General features: G+C 67.8%; 16 protein-coding genes and 7 tRNA genes. 8 read left to right on the top strand and 15 right to left on the bottom strand.

Features of this window, described 5'->3' with window-relative positions:
- Window positions 1-6: 6 nt before the first annotated feature.
- From IPG05_02575 to IPG05_02515, 13 genes are all read right to left on the bottom strand, one after another.
- Complete coding sequence (locus IPG05_02575; protein MBK6493978.1) at window positions 7-618, bottom strand: outer membrane beta-barrel protein; 612 nt, start codon at window positions 616-618, stop codon at window positions 7-9.
- Between the two features lie 32 nt (window positions 619-650).
- Window positions 651-1,265, bottom strand: coding sequence for a hypothetical protein (locus tag IPG05_02570; protein ID MBK6493977.1), 615 nt, complete (start codon window positions 1,263-1,265; stop codon window positions 651-653).
- Window positions 1,258-1,515: an ATP synthase F1 subunit epsilon gene (gene atpC / locus IPG05_02565; protein MBK6493976.1), complete on the bottom strand. Its 258-nt coding sequence runs from the start codon at window positions 1,513-1,515 to the stop codon at window positions 1,258-1,260. The genes IPG05_02570 and atpC overlap by 8 nt, the downstream gene beginning before the upstream one ends.
- The gene (gene atpD, locus IPG05_02560; GenBank protein MBK6493975.1) at window positions 1,515-2,942 is read right to left on the bottom strand and encodes a F0F1 ATP synthase subunit beta; all 1,428 of its coding nucleotides are present in this window, start codon (window positions 2,940-2,942) and stop codon (window positions 1,515-1,517) included. The genes atpC and atpD overlap by 1 nt, the downstream gene beginning before the upstream one ends.
- A 61-nt stretch (window positions 2,943-3,003) precedes the next feature.
- Window positions 3,004-3,882 carry an ATP synthase F1 subunit gamma gene (gene atpG / locus IPG05_02555; protein MBK6493974.1) on the bottom strand — a complete coding sequence of 293 codons (879 nt, stop codon included), beginning with the start codon at window positions 3,880-3,882 and terminating at the stop codon, window positions 3,004-3,006.
- Between the two features lies 1 nt (window position 3,883).
- Window positions 3,884-5,461, bottom strand: a complete 1,578-nt coding sequence (locus IPG05_02550; protein MBK6493973.1) for a F0F1 ATP synthase subunit alpha — start codon at window positions 5,459-5,461, stop codon at window positions 3,884-3,886.
- 105 nt (window positions 5,462-5,566) lie between these two features.
- Window positions 5,567-6,337: a helix-turn-helix domain-containing protein gene (locus IPG05_02545; GenBank protein MBK6493972.1), complete on the bottom strand. Its 771-nt coding sequence runs from the start codon at window positions 6,335-6,337 to the stop codon at window positions 5,567-5,569.
- 5 nt (window positions 6,338-6,342) lie between these two features.
- Entirely contained in the window at window positions 6,343-6,852 is a 510-nt protein-coding gene (locus IPG05_02540; protein ID MBK6493971.1) for an NUDIX domain-containing protein, read from the bottom strand.
- A gap of 104 nt (window positions 6,853-6,956) precedes the next feature.
- Window positions 6,957-7,484 carry a hypothetical protein gene (locus tag IPG05_02535; protein ID MBK6493970.1) on the bottom strand — a complete coding sequence of 176 codons (528 nt, stop codon included), beginning with the start codon at window positions 7,482-7,484 and terminating at the stop codon, window positions 6,957-6,959.
- Complete coding sequence (locus tag IPG05_02530; GenBank protein MBK6493969.1) at window positions 7,481-7,963, bottom strand: MCE family protein; 483 nt, start codon at window positions 7,961-7,963, stop codon at window positions 7,481-7,483. The genes IPG05_02535 and IPG05_02530 overlap by 4 nt, the downstream gene beginning before the upstream one ends.
- A complete protein-coding gene (locus IPG05_02525; GenBank protein MBK6493968.1) occupies window positions 7,960-8,685 on the bottom strand; it encodes an ATP-binding cassette domain-containing protein in 726 nt (241 codons plus the stop codon). The genes IPG05_02530 and IPG05_02525 overlap by 4 nt, the downstream gene beginning before the upstream one ends.
- Window positions 8,682-9,401, bottom strand: a complete 720-nt coding sequence (locus IPG05_02520; GenBank protein MBK6493967.1) for an ABC transporter permease — start codon at window positions 9,399-9,401, stop codon at window positions 8,682-8,684. The genes IPG05_02525 and IPG05_02520 overlap by 4 nt, the downstream gene beginning before the upstream one ends.
- A complete protein-coding gene (locus tag IPG05_02515) occupies window positions 9,398-10,297 on the bottom strand; it encodes an RNA polymerase sigma factor RpoD/SigA (GenBank protein ID MBK6493966.1) in 900 nt (299 codons plus the stop codon). The genes IPG05_02520 and IPG05_02515 overlap by 4 nt, the downstream gene beginning before the upstream one ends.
- Window positions 10,298-10,534: 237 nt before the next feature.
- Here IPG05_02515 and IPG05_02510 point away from each other — a divergent pair.
- The 8 genes from IPG05_02510 (at window position 10,535) to IPG05_02475 (ending at window position 13,595) form a co-directional block, all read left to right on the top strand.
- Window positions 10,535-10,607, top strand: a tRNA-Ala gene (locus IPG05_02510).
- Between the two features lie 81 nt (window positions 10,608-10,688).
- A tRNA-Gly gene (locus tag IPG05_02505) sits at window positions 10,689-10,761 on the top strand.
- A 17-nt stretch (window positions 10,762-10,778) separates the two neighbouring features.
- Window positions 10,779-10,852: transfer RNA gene (locus IPG05_02500), tRNA-Met, on the top strand.
- A 54-nt stretch (window positions 10,853-10,906) separates the two neighbouring features.
- Window positions 10,907-10,980, top strand: a tRNA-Val gene (locus IPG05_02495).
- A gap of 28 nt (window positions 10,981-11,008) precedes the next feature.
- A tRNA-Arg gene (locus IPG05_02490) sits at window positions 11,009-11,082 on the top strand.
- Between the two features lie 38 nt (window positions 11,083-11,120).
- Window positions 11,121-11,195 (top strand) — tRNA-Pro (locus IPG05_02485).
- 11 nt (window positions 11,196-11,206) lie between these two features.
- Window positions 11,207-11,280: transfer RNA gene (locus IPG05_02480), tRNA-Arg, on the top strand.
- 389 nt (window positions 11,281-11,669) lie between these two features.
- Window positions 11,670-13,595 (top strand): hypothetical protein, encoded by a 1,926-nt coding sequence (locus tag IPG05_02475; GenBank protein ID MBK6493965.1) that lies wholly within the window; start codon window positions 11,670-11,672, stop codon window positions 13,593-13,595.
- A 39-nt stretch (window positions 13,596-13,634) separates the two neighbouring features.
- Here IPG05_02475 and IPG05_02470 read toward each other — a convergent pair whose 3' ends face one another.
- Entirely contained in the window at window positions 13,635-15,995 is a 2,361-nt protein-coding gene (locus IPG05_02470; GenBank protein ID MBK6493964.1) for a hypothetical protein, read from the bottom strand.
- A 78-nt stretch (window positions 15,996-16,073) separates the two neighbouring features.
- Complete coding sequence (locus IPG05_02465) at window positions 16,074-16,520, bottom strand: hypothetical protein (GenBank protein ID MBK6493963.1); 447 nt, start codon at window positions 16,518-16,520, stop codon at window positions 16,074-16,076.
- Between the last annotated feature and the right edge of the window lie 56 nt (window positions 16,521-16,576).

The following is a 16,576-nucleotide window of genomic DNA, read 5'->3' as shown; positions in this document are numbered from 1 at the left end:
CTCAGCTCACGGCGCGAATCCGACGCCGATGGAGAAGATCCCCGGCTTGAGATTGCTGACGAAGAGGCGATCGTACGACGCCCGCAACGAGAGCCCGTTGAGCATCGCCAACTCGATCCCCCCCGCAATGCCGAAGCGGTTGTCGCTGCCACCGTTCGACACGCTGACCCGGTCGAAGCGCGGCGCAATCCACGGCTTGATCGACAGCGCCGGGATCGGGATCGTGGCCGAGAGGCCGAGCGAGACCGGGATGTGCCGCACCGTCTCCGAGCCGGCCTTCCACTGCCCCACGCCTGCCAGCACCGTGACGCGAATCGGCACCAGCGGACCGCCCAGAATGTTGAGCGACGCCGAGACCGCCTGCGAATAGCCGGACGGCCCATTGTCCGGCTCGGTGCGCGACACGGCGCCACCGATCCCGACGAAACCGAGCCCGACCGCCGCCGAGACGCCGAACGTCGTCGCCTTGCCGAAGTCCTGATTGGCAAAGCCGACATCCGCCGCCAGCCCGATGCCGGTCGGGACGCCGTTGTTCACGACCGGCAGGCCGCGCACCTGCGCCGCGAGGGGAGCTGCGGCCATGGTGGCCAGGATGGCAAGCGTGGTGATGGACCGCATCGGACGACTCCGCGAAGAGACGAGGGGGGAGATCAGCGCACCCATGCGACCGTGAAGGCGATGCCGTCACGATCACCCAGCGCCGCCGAGAAGCGGACGTCGAGGCGGTTGTTCAGCTTGGCGTCGAGCCCGAAGCCGATCGAGAAATCGGTCCCGCTGCCGTCGCCGAACTTCGGCATCAGCACCGGATGCACGTACGGCACCAACGACGCCGACGACCCCTCAATCAGGACACGCCGACCCATCGTGAAGCCGAGCGGCAGATAGCCGACGGTGTAGCCGTCGCCCGAGGCCACGCCGACGCCGAGCGTGAACGAGCCGTCGAGCGGGAAGGACTGGTTGTGGTCGAGCACACGCGCGCGGAGATCGGAACCGAGGAGGAGGGCGCTGTTGTTGCCGCGCCCGCCGTCGGCGAGACCACCGCGGAAGCCGATGTCGACGGTGCGGTTGAAGGCGGTGCGGTACGAGCCCTCGAGCGCGAAGCCGTTGCCCGGATCGGAGAGCGAGAGGCCGATCTCGTTCTGGCCGAAGGCGCGATACGGCGCGGCATAGACCGGCGTCCCGGTGGACTGGGCTGAAAGCAGTGACGGCGCCGCAAGCGGCGCCGAGGCGAGCGTGGCAAGGACCAGCAGGGTCGTGTTACGCATCGGCATCTCCTGAAATCTGTTCCGCGAGAATGCGGACCGTGTTGGAGACGACCTGCAGGAACCCGCCTTGCACATGGAAGGTCCTGGCCCCGCCCGCGGTGCGGATGCGGAGGGGGCCGGTCCCGAGCACGGTCATCAGCGGCGCGTGATTCGGCAGGATGCCGATCTCGCCGTCGAAGGCCGTGGCGCTGACCGCCTCGGCCTGGCCATCGAAGACCGCGCGCTCGGGGGAGATGACGGTGACGCGCATCAGCCCTGCAGCTCCTTGGCCTTGGCGATCACGTCGTCAATGCCGCCCTGCATGTAGAACGCCTGCTCGGGAAGGTGGTCGAACTCACCGGAGAGGACGCGCTCGAACGAGGCGACCGTCTCCTCCAGCTTGACGTACTTGCCCGGGAGGCCGGTGAACTGCTCGGCGACGGCGAACGGCTGCGACAGGAAGCGCTGGAGCCGGCGTGCACGGCCGACGATCAGCTTGTCCTCTTCCGAGAGCTCGTCCATGCCGAGAATCGCGATGATGTCCTGGAGCGCCTTGTACCGCTGCAGGGTGGGCTGCAGGCCGATCGCGACGTTGTAGTGGCGCTCGCCGATGAACTGCGGCGCCAGGATGCGGGACGTCGAGTCGAGCGGATCGACGGCCGGGTAAATTCCGAGCTCGGAGATGGCGCGCGACAGCACCGTCGTCGCGTCGAGGTGGGCGAACGCCGTCGCCGGCGCCGGGTCCGTGAGGTCGTCGGCCGGGACGTAGATGGCCTGCACCGAGGTGATCGAGCCGTTGCGGGTCGAGGTGATCCGCTCCTGCAAGTCGCCCATCTCGGTGGCCAGCGTCGGCTGATAGCCGGCGGCCGACGGCATGCGGCCGAGCAAGGCCGACACTTCGGCGCCGGCCTGCGTGAAGCGGAAGATGTTGTCGACGAAGAGCAGCACGTCCTGGCCTTCGACGTCGCGGAAGTACTCGGCGATCGTGAGGCCCGAGAGGCCGACGCGGAGACGCGCGCCCGGCGGCTCGTTCATCTGGCCGTACATCAGCGCCACGGAACCGAGAATGCCGGCTTCCTTGAACTCGAGGTAGAGGTCGTTCCCTTCGCGGGTGCGCTCACCGACGCCGCAGAAGACCGACTTGCCGCCGTGTCCCTTCTGGACGTTGTTGATCAGCTCCTGAATGACGACCGTCTTGCCGACGCCGGCGCCGCCGAAGAGGCCGATCTTGCCGCCCTTCACGAACGGGGCGATCAGGTCGATGACCTTGATGCCGGTCTCGAGGATCTCGGTCTTCGGCTCCAGCGCCGTGAACGCCGGCGACGGGCGGTGGATCGCCCACCGCTCGACCGAGGCCGGGATCGCCGGGCCACCGTCCACCGGCTCGCCGAGGACGTTGAGGATCCGGCCGAGCGCGGCGTCACCGATCGGCACCGTCACGGCCGAGCCGGTGTCGACGGCGATCATGCCGCGCGTCACGCCGTCGGTGGAGCTCATCGCGACCGCGCGGACCTGATTGCGACCGATGTGCTGCTGCACCTCGGCGGTCAGCCGCACCGGCACCGGCCCGCTCGAATCCTCGACGGTCAGCGCGTTGTAGATCTCCGGCAACTGCTCCGGCGGAAACTCGATGTCGAGCACCGGTCCGATGATCTGGACGATGGTGCCGGTGGTCGGCGTGGTGGCGGTAGCGGTCATTTCCGTCTCTTCCGTTGTGCGTTCAGTCATCGATGATCGATCATCGATGATCGATCATCGATTAAAGTGCGGCAGCGCCGCCGACCAGCTCGGCGATTTCCTGCGTGATCTGCGCCTGACGCTGGCGGTTGTACGTCCGCTTCAGCGCATCGATGAGGTCGCCGGCGTTGTCGGTGGCGTTCTTCATCGCGGTGCGGCGCGCCGCATGCTCTGCGGCCACGGTCTCGACCAGGCCGCGGTACATCATGTTCCGGACGTAGAGCGGGAGCACCTGCTCCAGCAGCGTCTCGGGATCGGGCGACAGGATGTAGTCCGGACGCACGCCACCGGCCTGCTGCTCGGGCGGCGTGATCGGCAGGATGCGGATGGTGGCCGGCGGCGAGTTCAGCACCGAGATGAAGCGCGACTGCACCAGTTCGACGACGCCGATGCTGCCGTCGGCGAAGCCATCCATCAGGTCCTGCACCAGCGAGACGGCATGCTCCGCCGTCGGGCGGTCGCCGATGTCGGGGCGCTCGCTCCGGAAGGCGCGGCCGAGATACTTGAAGAAGCCGATACCCTTCTTGCCGACCCCGACGAGCTCGACCTGATAGCCCTCGGCCTCGAGCGCGTCGATCCGACGACGGGCTTCCTTGATCAGGTTGGCATTGAAGCCACCCGCCAGCCCGCGATTCGACGTGACGAGGATGATCACCGCACGCGACGGCCCGCCCTTCGCCGGGGACTGCGGACTCCGCAGCAGCGGAAAGCGCTCCGCCAGTTCCGGCGTCACCAGGTCGGCAATGACCTGGCGCAGCGCCTCGGCGTACGGCCGGGCGGCGACCACGCGGTCCTGGGCGCGCTTCAGCTTGGACGTGGAGACGAGCTCCATCGTCCGCGTGATCTTCCGCGTGTTGGTGACGGAACGAATCCGTCCCTTGAGCGCGCGATTGGTCGCCATCTCAGGCCGGCGCGAACATCGGGGTGAACGCGTCGATCGCCGCCCGCAGCTCGCCGGTGACTTCGTCGGTGAGCGCCTTCTTCTCGCGCACCAGCTGCAACACCTGCGGCCGCGACACGCGCGCCCAGGCGAGGAAGTCCGCTTCCCACTTCCGGATCGCCTTGACATCGACGCCGTCGAGGAAGCCGTTGGTCACCGCGTAGAGCGCGACGATCTGCTCTTCGACCGGGACCGGGGCGTACTGCGGCTGCTTGAGGATCTCGACCATGCGGGCGCCACGCGCCAGCTGACGCTGCGTGGCGGCGTCGAGGTCGGAGCCGAACTGCGCGAACGCCTCGAGCTCACGGTACTGCGCCAGCGAGAGGCGGAGCGGACCGGCGACCTGCTTCATCGCCTTGATCTGCGCATTGCCACCGACGCGCGACACCGAGATGCCGACGTCGACGGCCGGACGGACGTTGGCGTAGAAGAGGTCGGTCTGCAGGAAGATCTGCCCGTCCGTGATCGAGATCACGTTGGTCGGGATGTAGGCCGAGACGTCGCCGGCCTGCGTCTCGATGATCGGCAGCGCCGTGAGCGAACCGCCCGGCACCTTGATGCGCGGGTCGTTCTTGGTCAGCTCCGGATCGGTGCTGATCTTCGCGGCGCGCTCGAGGAGGCGCGAGTGGAGATAGAAGATGTCGCCCGGATACGCTTCGCGGCCCGGGGGACGGCGGAGAATCAGCGACATCTGCCGGTACGCGGCGGCCTGCTTGGAGAGGTCGTCGTACACGCAGAGGGTCGCCTTCCCCTCTTCGTACATGAAATACTCGGCGATGGCGCAACCGACGTACGGGGCGATGAACTGCAGCGGCGCCGGGTCCGAGGCCGAGGCGACGACGACGACGGTGTACTCCATCGCGCCGGCTTCCTTGAGCTTCTCCACGACCGTCGCGACCGTCGAGCGCTTCTGCCCGATGGCGACGTAGACGCAGACGACGCCGGTGCCCTTCTGGTTGATGATCGTGTCGATCGCGATGGCGGTCTTGCCGGTGCCACGGTCGCCGATGATCAGTTCGCGCTGGCCGCGGCCGATCGGGATCATGGCGTCGATCGCCTTGATGCCCGTCTGCATCGGCTCGGTGACCGGCTGCCGGACGATGATGCCCGGGGCGATCATCTCGACCGGTCGGGCATTGATCGTCTCGATCGCGCCGAGGCCGTCGACCGGGCGGCCGAGGCCGTCCACGACGCGACCGAGGATGGCCGGACCGACCTGCACGTCGAGGAGGCGGCCGGTGCAGCGCACCTCGTCGCCTTCCTTGAGCTTCAGGTAGTCGCCCATGATCGCGGCGCCGACCGAATCCTGTTCCAGGTTGAGCACCAGGCCGGTGATCGTCTCGCCGGTCTCGCGCGCCGTGAACTCGAGCATCTCGCCGGCGATTGCCCGGCGGAGCCCGTAGATCAGCGCGACCCCGTCCTTCACTTCGAGGACGGTACCGACATCGTTCACGTCCATGGAGCCGAGGTCAGCTGCCTCGATCTCCTTGAGGAGAATGTCCTTCAGCTCGCCGGGGCGCAGCATCGAATCCGTGGCCATGGCACTCAGTCGCAAAGAGGTGGAAATACAGGGTCCCGAAGACAGCTTGTGAAAATAGTCACAAAGCCCAACGGGACAAGGGAAGCCGACTACCTCACTCGGGACTCAGCGCCACCCGGCCGGTGCCCCGCGGAGCCGCTCTGCCAGCGGCATCCCGTCCAGATGGGCGACCTCCCGGAGGGGGACCCCGAAGGCCCGCCGCGCGGTCCGGTGGAGCAGCGAGGAGGAGGTAAATCCGAGCAGCCGGGCGACGTCGTCGACCCGGTAGGCGGGGTTGCCCAACAGCTGCGAGGCCGCCACCAGGCGGACGCCGTCGATCGCCTGCTTGAGCGATGGTGCCCCGCCGGCCGCGAAGCGCCGGGAGAGGGTCTCGCGGGACACCCTGAGCCGCTTGGCCAAGGCGGCGGTGGTCAGCCCCAATGGGGCCTCGCTGACCACCAGCGCCCACGCCTTCTGTTGCAGGTCGTCGGTGAGCCCGAGGGCCGGGGCGAGGGGCAGGAGGGCATCCCGGCGCCGGGCCGCCACCCCATGCCGGTGGACCAGTCGGGCCAGGACCGGCTCGTCGAGCCCCTCGACCGCCAGCGCCGCCACGCGCTCCCGCGCCGCCCGGAGCAGGACGCCAGCGTCCTCGGCACGCACGGGCGCGAAGAGCAGCAACGGGATGGCGGGGTAATCGGCGCGAAGCGCGTCGAGGGCCGGGCCGCGGGCGGCGTCCAGGCCGATCAGGACGGCATCGAGGAGTTCGCGGCCGAGCAGGGTGGCGAGGTGGGCAGGTGATCGGGCGACGGTGAGGTGGATCCCGGCGGCGGAGAGCGCTCGGCGCGCCGCCAGCGCCGCCGGCCGTCGCTCGAGGAGCGCGGCGACGGCGAGTGCCATCGCCGCTACTCCCCGGCCGGCGGGATCGGGAGCGGGGCGGGACGAGGGCGCGGCGGACGCCCGGCGCCGACCGCGACCAGCGCGCGCGCCATCTCGGCGCCACGACGCAACACGCCACGCGCATTGTCGTAGCTGAGCACCTCGAGCGCCTTGTCGAGCAGCTCCCAGCGCACCGCCGTGATCCCCTCTTCGACCTGGGGCACGGCCTCGCCCGCTGCCGACTCGAAGAGGAAGAAGTGGCAGAACTTGTGGATGTAGCGACCACGGAAGCGGAAGTGCCAATCGATCAATCGAATCGGCCCGACCATCACCAGCTGCTCGAGGCCGGTCTCTTCCCGCGTCTCGCGCATCGCCGCCGAGGCCGGGCTCTCCTCGTCCTCGAGGTGGCCCTTCGGGAAGCCCCAGTGCTGATAGCTGTCGCGAATGAGGAGAAAGCGCGGTGTCCCGTCGGCATCTCGTCGAAAGACGATGCCACCGGCAGAGACTTCACGTTCGGCGCGCTTTTTGGAGGCCATGGGGCTCGAAGTCGTTGGTCGTTAGTCGTTAGTCGTTGGGGCGCGCCATCGATGATCTCACGGGCCGGAGCCCCTATGACTAACGACCAACGACTAACGACTGCCTAGAAGACGGAGAACCTGAAATACCGCCGCGGGTTGGCCTGGATATCCGCCAGCAGCGTGCGCAGTTGCACCACGGTCTTGGTGGTCTCGCGATAGAGCGTCGAGTCGGAGGTGAGCAGGCCGAGGGTGCCTTGGCCCTGCTGCAACCGGGTGAGCACGTCGTCGGTCGCGGTGAGGATGTGCACCATCTTGTCGCGCTGCTGGGCGGCGGCGGTGGTCAAGAGGCGCAGGTCGCCGCTGGCGGCCTTCAGCTCACCGGTGGCGCTGCGCGCGTCGGCCACCAGGGCGGAGAGCTCGCCCGAGGACGTCGACGAATCGATGCGCGAGAGGGTCGCGTCGAGATGCTTCGACGCCTTGGCGATGTCATCCGACGAGTTGGCAGCGTTGCCGACGACCTTGTCCATCGAGGCCGTCTGGCGCTGCGTGAACGAGAGCAGCTGATCGGCCATTCGGCGGAGGTCGCGCACCGACCCGCGGATGTCACCGATCGCCTGCGAGTCGACGGCGTCCTGCACGCGCGCCGTCACCGCGGCGATGTCGCCGGCAATGCGCGAGGCCTGCGCGGTGAGCTGGCCGATGTCCGGCAGCGTGGCGCCCGGCCACGACGTCCCCGCCCGCTGCGCGCCTCGGTGAGCGCCTTCTGCACGTCGGGGTCGGCCGGGGCACGCGCCGAGTCCATCACGGCGATCTGCCACTCGCCGAAGAGCGACGCCGACACCGCAATCGCCACCGCGCGCTCGGGGACTTCCTCTGGCGCGCTCATCCGGAGATCGGTCTCGACCCAGTCATCGGCGGCCAGGCGAATCGCCTCGACCCGACCGACCTTCACGCCGCGCAGCACGACCGGGTCGCCGACCTTCACGCCGCCGACCGTGCGGAAGCGTGCCGTGTGCAGCGACTTGGGACCGCGCGGGCCGAGGTCGCCGAGCCAAAGGGCCGCCACGATCACCACCGCGAGGGCGCCGACGACGGCGAGGCCGACCGAGAAGTCGCTCCGGCGACTCATTCGGGCAGCCCTTCGATGAATTGGCGGACCACCGGATCCGTCGTCGCCTTGATTTCGGCAACGGTCCCGACAGTGCGCAGCGTGCCGTGATGTAGCATCGCGATCCGGTCGCCGACGGTGAAGGCAGAGCGCATGTCGTGGGTCACGACCACGCTGGTGACCCCGAGTTCCTCGGCCGTGCGCCGCATCAGGCGATCCATGGTGGCAGCTGTCACGGGGTCGAGGCCGGTGGTCGGCTCATCCCAGAGAATGTAACGCGGGCGCAGCGCGATGGCGCGGGCGATCCCCGCCCGCTTCCGCATCCCCCCCGACAGCTCCGCCGGAAAGCGCTCGGCCGAATCGGCGAGCCCGACATGCGCCAGCGCCTCCTGCACCCGATGGGCGATCTCGTCCGCACCCAGCGCCTGACGGACCAGCCCCAAGCGGAGGTTGTCGGCGATCGTCAGCGAATCGAAGAGGGCGGCGAACTGGAAGACGTAGCCGATCGTCCGGCGCAGGGCGGCCAACCCGGCCGGGTCGAGCGTGTCGACGCGCTGGCCGTCGACCTCCACGTGGCCGGCATCTGGGGTGATCAGGCCGACGACGTGCTTGAGCGTCACGCTCTTCCCGGCGCCCGAGGCGCCGAGGAGGACGGTGGTCTGGCCATCGGGGACGTCGAGCGAAAAACCGTCGAGCACCACGCGGTCGCCGAAACGCTTGTGGACGTCGACGAAGCGGATCACAGCAGCACCACCGCCCAGAAGGCGTCGAGCACCAGGATCGCCTCGCAGCCGAGCACGACGGCGCGCGTCGTCTCGCGACCGACGCCTTCCGCTCCGCCACCGGCGCGCAATCCGCGGAGGCAGCCCATCAGCGCCACCGCGCCGCCGAACGACGCCGCCTTCAGCAACCCGAACCAGACATCCTTGAACTCGTAGAACGCGCGCAGCCCCTTGGTGAACTCGAGCGTGGTGAGGTCGAGGAGGTTGATCGCGGTGACCCATCCCGCGATGACGCCGAGCGCAATCGCGAAGGCGGTGACCACGGGGAACATCAGGGTCGCGGCGAGGACGCGCGGCACGACGAGGTAGCTGTCGGGACTGTACGCCAACGTCTCCAACGCGTCGACCTGTTCGGTCACCTTCATGGTGCCGAGTTCGGCGGCGATCGACGCGCCGACGCGGCCGGCGAGTGCCATCCCGGTGAGCACCGGCCCGAGCTCCATCATGATCGTCTTGCCGACCAGTGCGCCGACGAAATACACCGGCACCGTGCCGGTGAAGATGTACGAGGCAAGGAGGGCGAGGACGATGCCGGTGAAGGTGGCGATGAAGAGGGCGATCGGAATGGAATCGACGCCGAGGCGGCGCATCTGCGGGAGGAGGAGCGGACCCCAGACGTCGCGCTCACTGAGTGCACGCGCGGTGCGTCGGGTGGCGACGCCGAGCGCAGCTATCATGCGGCGAACGACGCGAGGGCGCGGCCGACGTCACCTTCCTTGAGCCGCTTGAGCGCGCGGTCGCGGAGCTGGCGGACCCGTTCGCGGGTGACGCCGAGCATGCCGCCGATCTCTTCGAGGGTGTGTTCGCGCCCGCCATCGAGACCGAAGTAGAGCCGGAGCACCTTGGAGTCGCGCGGCGGCAAGGAGCGGAGCGCGCGCTCGACTTCCTCGGTGAGGAAGCGGTCCATCACTTCCTGCTCGGTGTTGCCCGGGCCGTCGGCGAGGAAGCGATCGATCAGCGTGCGATCGCCGTCCATGTCGAGTGGCGCATCGAGGCGGACCTCGGCGGTGTTGAGCGCGGCGAGGGCCTGCACCACCTCGACCGTGAGGTTGGTCGCCTTGGCGACTTCCTCGGGGGTCGGTTCGCGCCGCAGTTCCTGGCGCAGGGTCTCGGTGCTCTTGATGATCCGCGAGAGATCGGCGGTGCGATTGAGCGGGACGCGCACGGTGCGGCCGTGGCGCGCGAGCGCGGCGAGGATCGACTGCCGGATCCACCACACCGCGTACGAGATGAACTTCACGCCCTGATCGGGATCGAACTTTCGGGCGGCGGTCATCAGGCCGATGTTGCCTTCGCCGATGAGGTCGGTGAGGGCGAGGCCGCGGTTCTGATATTTCTTGGCGACGGAGATGACGAAGCGGAGATTGCGCTTCACCAGTTCCTGCATCGACTCCTCGTCGCCGGCCTGCACGCGGCGCGCGATCGCGATCTCCTGCGCCTGCGTCAACAGGGGCGTGCGCGACACCTCGTGGAGGTACTGGTCGAGAATGTCACGATCGCCGTCGAAGACGCCGAGGGAGCGGGCGGTCTCGCGCTTGCGGCGGGTGCGGAGGGTCGGAGCACCCGTGGCCAGGATCTCCGACAGCGACGGCAGCTCGGCCAGCGCGGGGCGCGGGACGAGTGGGGCGTCGGGGAGGGCGTCGTCGGGATCGGGGGGAAGGGGGCTGCTCAGCATGGCGCAGGAACGATAACTCGCTGTGGCGGGACTGTATGAACGCCCCGGGTTTCCTTGACACTCCCGTCGGCGCCGGATAGCTTCTCGTGCTACCGAGGGCCCGTCGGGATGGTGAACCGGGGCGCAAAGGTAATGGGGGGCGTAGCTCAGTTGGGAGAGCGCTACAATGGCATTGTAGAGGTCAGGGGTTCGATTCCCCTCGCCTCCACTCCCACGACCGGTTGGAAGGTCGACCGGTTGCGTAGAGTCGAGGGGCCGGGTAGGTTGGGCCTCCCTTGATCGGGAAGTTGCGGGAATAGCTCAGTTGGTAGAGCACAACCTTGCCAAGGTTGGGGTCGCGGGTTCGAGTCCCGTTTCCCGCTCTGAGCAGAGAAAACGTCGCGGGGTGGAGCAGTCTGGTAGCTCGCCGGGCTCATAACCCGGAGGTCGTGGGTTCAAATCCCACCCCCGCCATGCAGGACGGCGACGGGCAGTCGGCCCCAGGGTCGTCTGCCCGTTGTTGTGATCGGGCGGTTAGCTCAGTTGGTTAGAGCGCCACGTTGACATCGTGGAGGTCACAAGTTCGAGTCTTGTACCGCCCATGGATTCGAGTTGCAGTTGCAGGGGTAGGGGTCCATAGCTCAACTGGATAGAGCATCTGACTACGGATCAGAAGGTTAGGGGTTCGACTCCCTTTGGGCCCATGCAGTGCGGTGCCGTCCGTCGGCACCAACAGAGTATTCGGGGCGTAGCGCAGCCCGGTTAGCGCGCCTGCTTCGGGAGCAGGAGGCCGGAGGTTCAAATCCTCTCGCCCCGACTAGAACAAAGGGGTCCGTAGCTCAGCTGGATAGAGCGCTTGCCTCCGGAGCAAGAGGTCGCGCGTTCGAATCGCGCCGGGCCCATGAGATAACACGAATCCCCGCCACGACTTTCGTCTGGCGGGGATTCTGGTTTTCGTTCGGAATCGTTGAGGAGTGCAGAATCAGGTGCGCCGAAGCGGCGTACAACTCTGGAACGCAAGCCTCCGACATCCCGCTGGCAGGTCCGCCGCCGAGCAACCCGACCGATACTACTGAGTGGACGCAGGCCCCTCTGGTCGTCGTTGCTCGTTGATCTGGCGGGATTCGCTGTAATGGGGCGGACGTGCACTAGGTTTCGGGTGCTTGATTTCGTCTTGAACTCGCCGCTGCCTGTGGAGCATCACTTGCCGAGTGTGGCCTGTCTCAGATTCGCCCTCATCGTTGCCATCGCGACCCCGACCGGGCTGGTCGGTTGCGATGCGACCCCAACGATGACACCCAACCCGGCGCCGGCGGTGGTGGATTCGGTCATTCCACCCCAACCGATCGATACCCTGGTTGACCAGCCTCCGGTGGATTCGGCGGTGGTGGATACGGCGGTGGTGGTCCCCGCGATGGATACGATCGTTGTGCCGCCGCCGGTCATGTCGGCGCGCCTGCTCGTGACCCCCGCGCGTCTGGCGACGTGGCAACGGATGGTGGCGGAGGGCCACCCACTGGCGAGACTTGCCGATGCCAACTGCCAGGCAAATCGCTATGGGGACGGTGGCCTCTGGTGTGCCTGGTGGTTCATGGCCACTCGCGATAGCGTGGCGGGCAGGAAGGCCGTGGGGACATGGCTCGCGACGACATCAGGCGTATCACTCAACGCGATCCGCGAGGACTTCGTCGAGAAAGCCGTCACGTACGACTGGCTCTGTGCGGGTGGCGTGGCGACGCCCAGTCAATGCGCCACGATGCGATCCCGGCTTGACTCGTGGAAGAGTGTCTGCCGGACAGTCCGGATGGAGGACGGCGACCAGGCGATCGGGTGCTACTTCGGGCGCGTGGCCTATGCCTATGCGACGGGCGACAGTGCCGATGTCATGGTGGCGGGTGGCCTGGTCCGCACGGGTTTCGATCGTAGCACCTACCGCAACACGATTGGCGGGTACTTCGACGCCATGGAAGGCGGGGCGCTTGGGGAGTCCTTCGCCTACGACATGGGGACCGCGATGCTCGCGCTGATCGGCGTCGAGGTGGTCAAGTCCGCAACCGGGGTCAATCACTTCCCCGAGTTCCCCGTGGCGGACCTTGCGCGCTACCACATCGCGTCCACGACCGGCGACCTGAGACAGTGGGTTCAGCACGGCGACGAACAGGACCCCCGCGACCAAACGGGGCGACTGTTCAAGCGCATGACGCTGTATCTCGGTGTGCAAGGGGTCACGAAAGATCCCTTCCTGCACTCGCTGATCCGCGACCTCGCCGCCAAATACGGCTGGACGGGCAACGGGTCGGCGGAACCGTGGGCGCGGGCGCTCCTTTTCTTCGATCCCTACGCCCCGGTGGCGTCCCCGCTGTTTGGGGATTGGGTGGCGAACGGGCACGGGATGATCTACTCCAGGCAGCCAACGCAGACACTCTGGCTCGCCGCGTTCAACAACACGTTTGAGGATCACCAGTACGACCATCTCTTTGACGCGCAGGTGTACAAGAATGGCGAGTGGGCGCTGACACACCCGCTCGGCTACGGCGTGGAAGTCGCCCGCGTCACCACATCAAATGGACTCTCGCTGGCCGGGCTCGGGGCGATGTTCAATCGCCGGATGACGTGGACCACGAGTGGCTCCGGATGGATTGCCATCGCTGGCGTGACCGGTGGGTCACCGTACGCGTCCAACTACTACCTGCCTCCACCGCCGTTCATTCGGTACGCGGGGCGCACCTCTGTGGCAGGGACAGTCGGCGCGACGACCGTGGTCATTACCCGCGACACGGTGGACATGGATGATCCGAGAACCCTTCCACGTTTTGATCGCTACCGCCCGACCACGCACAGCTCGTCTCCGCACCAGGCATGGATCAACGACGCCAACGGCTTGCCGTGGACGATTTGGCACTCGCCGGTGCCGCCGAATGTGCACGGGAACCTGCTGACGTGGGCGACCGTGGGAGGGCAGGCCGTGCAGGTGGAGTTGTTGCCAGACCAACCGATCCAGACGGCGACGTATGACGAGGCCACGCTCTGGGGCAGCCCTTGCCCCGCCATCCGCGCAAGTGAAGTCGGGTGGCAGACCCGGGCCAACACCGCCGCACCCGTCCTGTGGTCGGTGGTCCAGATCGGGCCACCGCTTCCCGTGACTCGGAGTGGGGACACGATCACCGTGGGCGGGCAGGCGTGGACGCTCACGACGGCGGGCGTGGCCGGTCCCTGACCGGCGCTCGCCGAGCCCCGATCGACAGGCGGTCCCCAACTACCGTCTCGCCCGGATCGCCTCCTCCTTCCCCAGCCCCTTGAACTGCACCTCGATTCTCGGCGGCTCGTCGCCACCGAAGTCCGAATCGAGCGTCACCGTGTGCGCCCCCTGAGCCACCATCGGTGGGAGTGCCGCCAACGTGAACGTCGTCTTCGGCCGGCCACCAGCGTCATACACCCGGATCGTCGTCGAGCCATCACAGACCAGGCTCTCGCCGCCCTGCAGCTCCACCGGGATCACCACCTCGACGGCGCGGTCGATCTGCAACCGGAAGTTCTTCGCCGTCGCCGTCTTGCCTGCCAGTGAGAGGCGGAACTGCAACCGCTGCTCCCCCCACGGCTGCGACACGTCCCACGTCGTCTGCGTCGGCTCGCCCGGCTGCCGCTCCACCTTGGTGCGCACGAAGAGCGGCGACACGAGATACTGCGCCACGGTCCATGCCCCCGGGGCGGTCCGCTCCAGGTGGAACTCGTTCTTCGGATCCTTGAGCCGCTCCCGCTGCGCGCTGTCGAACGCCCCGCTGGTCCTGGCCGCCTCCCATTCGCGGATGGCGTCGAGCAGGACCGGCGTGAGCGCGTTGGCACGCAACGCCGGCGGCCGCGCCACCATCGCGAAGCCCGCGCTGTACCCGGCCGCCCGAGCGAGCATCCACTCCATCTCCGGCAACGTCGTCTTGTCGGTCAGGAGGTACCAGCCGAGCATGTGCGGCATGTAGTTCCGGTCGAACAACCCCTGGTTGTCGATGCGGTACTGCTGCATGCTCTCCTTGAACCCGCCGTACCACGGCTCACCCCAGTTGTAGTACGACCCGATGCGCCAGTAGAAGGTCTTGCTGATGCTGGTGCCGTTGATCAGGTCGTGCTTGACCTGCTTGAGAACATCCTCGGCGAAGAGCCCGACCGCGTAGTCCCCCTGCCCCGAGGCGAGGCCACCCTCGTGTCCGTCGAAGTCAATGTGATCGACGCCGGTCTCGTTGAGGAAGTCGGCGAGGTTGCTGGCCACCTCGCGCTGCATGGCGAAGTTCGGGAAGAAGACGTTGTAGCTGTGATCGAAGAGCTTGCCGACTGACTCGCCCGCTGCGTGCGCCGAGGCCGTGGTGCCGAACGCACCCCGTTGGGCGTCGAGCAGGCGGTACGGTGCCGCGGCGGTGACGGTGCGGTACCTGATCAGCTCGTGCCCGATCTTGACGGTGTGGAGATGATTCTCCTTCTCCTCGTTGAAATACTCCGGCGAGGCGACCTCGATCTCGCGCTGCACGGCATCCACCGCCTGCACGAGCTTCGACGATCCGGTGAGCGAGAGCCGGTCGTCAGGCACCGGCGTCACGTACGGGTCGTTGGTGTTGATGAAGTTGGTCAGCGTGTGCACCCCGAGGTGCAGTCCGGCCGCGTGCGCCTTCTCGGCCGCGACCCGCATCCCGGCTCGGCCATTCGGAAACTGGCTCTCCGACAACACGAAGTGCCCCCAGCTCTTGAAGGGGCCCTCGTGGTAGAGCGAATAGAGCCCCGCGCGCTTGGTGTAGCCGAGCATTTCGTCGACCTCACCCTCGCCGAAGGACGAGATCAGGTACGACCGCCCGAACAGCGCCGACTTCGGGAACCACACGCCGTCAATCGTGGGATGCGGCAGCCCCTCCGCCACTCCAATCCGCTCCAGCCGATCGAGCGTCTCCGACTCGGCCGCCGTGAAGAGCGCGATGCTGCTGCCGACCACCGTCTCGCCAGGAATCGGGGGGACCGGCATGTTCTTGCGCGTGCCACCCCAGGCATCGACCCGGCGCTCGCGGGCGCGGTTGATCGCGTATGCCTGGATGGTGCTCCCCCACGGGTACGCAGTCGCGGCAATGCCGCGCGCCCAGGTGCTCCCTTCGTTGTTGGGGAGGTCGCCGCCGAGGGTCTTCGCGTTCAGCACCTGCAGGCCGACGGCGACCGAGCCGTCGCGCACCACGCCGATCACCTCGCCGACAGTCTTGGTGATCGTGGTGGGGTACGGCCCCCAGACGACGGCGTCCACCTTTGCGGCGGGCAGCGCACTGACAATGTCGAGCGCGAGGTGGGTCGGCGTCTCCCTGGCGCGTACCACGATCCGCACGCCGGTCGTGGCGTACTGGAGGGTGAGCAGCTTGCCGGTGCGGCTCTGAGACACCGACATCGCGGTCGGGAGGAGGCGGCGGCCGCCGCTCACCAGCGTCAGCAACGGCGCCGGCTGGGATGGCGCCAGGTAGTCGGTCTTGGTTGCGTTGTTGCGGAGCGCGGTGAGGGTTCCCTGGCGGTTCACGGAGAGCTGCAACGCCCCCGCGGACATGGTGGTCTGGGCCGCGAGCGGCGCCCCGGGGATGGCGAGGGACGCAGCAACCACCGCCAGATCCGCCGTAGACTATCATCTCGACCCTTTGCGGCCCCGGGGATCGAGGTAGGGAGTGCCAGATGACAGCGGTTACGGCACCACGACACGCGCGCCGGTTGCGCCGCAGGTCCGCCCGACGAGGTCCGCGAACGCCTGCCGGTTCGCCGCCTCTTCCACGAAGAGCGCGAACTTGGTCTGATAGACGAAGCGGGTCGGCGTGGAACGGCCGCCGATCCCGGGCTTCCCGTTGATCTGACCGCAGACCACCATCGGCGGGAGACGGTCGCCGACGGCCGGCGGCTGCATCACCACTACGCTGTCGAAGACGGCGGTCGCCGGGTTCTTCAGCAGCGTGGCGAGTGTGGCCTGGGCGGAGTCGCGCAGCGCCGCCGCCTCGACCACAGCGACCTTTGCGAGGGAGTCGGCATGCGCCGCGGCCGCGGCGGCGCTGTCGACGCCGGCTTCGGCTTCGGGCGAGGCACAGCCGACCATCAGCAGTATGGCGGCTGAACGACCGGCGAAGGAGAGTGGTGACATGGCAGGCTCCACGAGGCGGGGATGGAGTGGAGTATAGCGCGCGACGGCGGCCACGG

Source organism: Gemmatimonadota bacterium, from assembly GCA_016704275.1.
Classification (GTDB): Bacteria; Gemmatimonadota; Gemmatimonadetes; order Gemmatimonadales; family GWC2-71-9; genus Palsa-1233.
The sequence above is the reverse complement of the archived record's forward strand: the minus strand, read 5'-3'. Positions and strand labels throughout refer to the sequence as shown.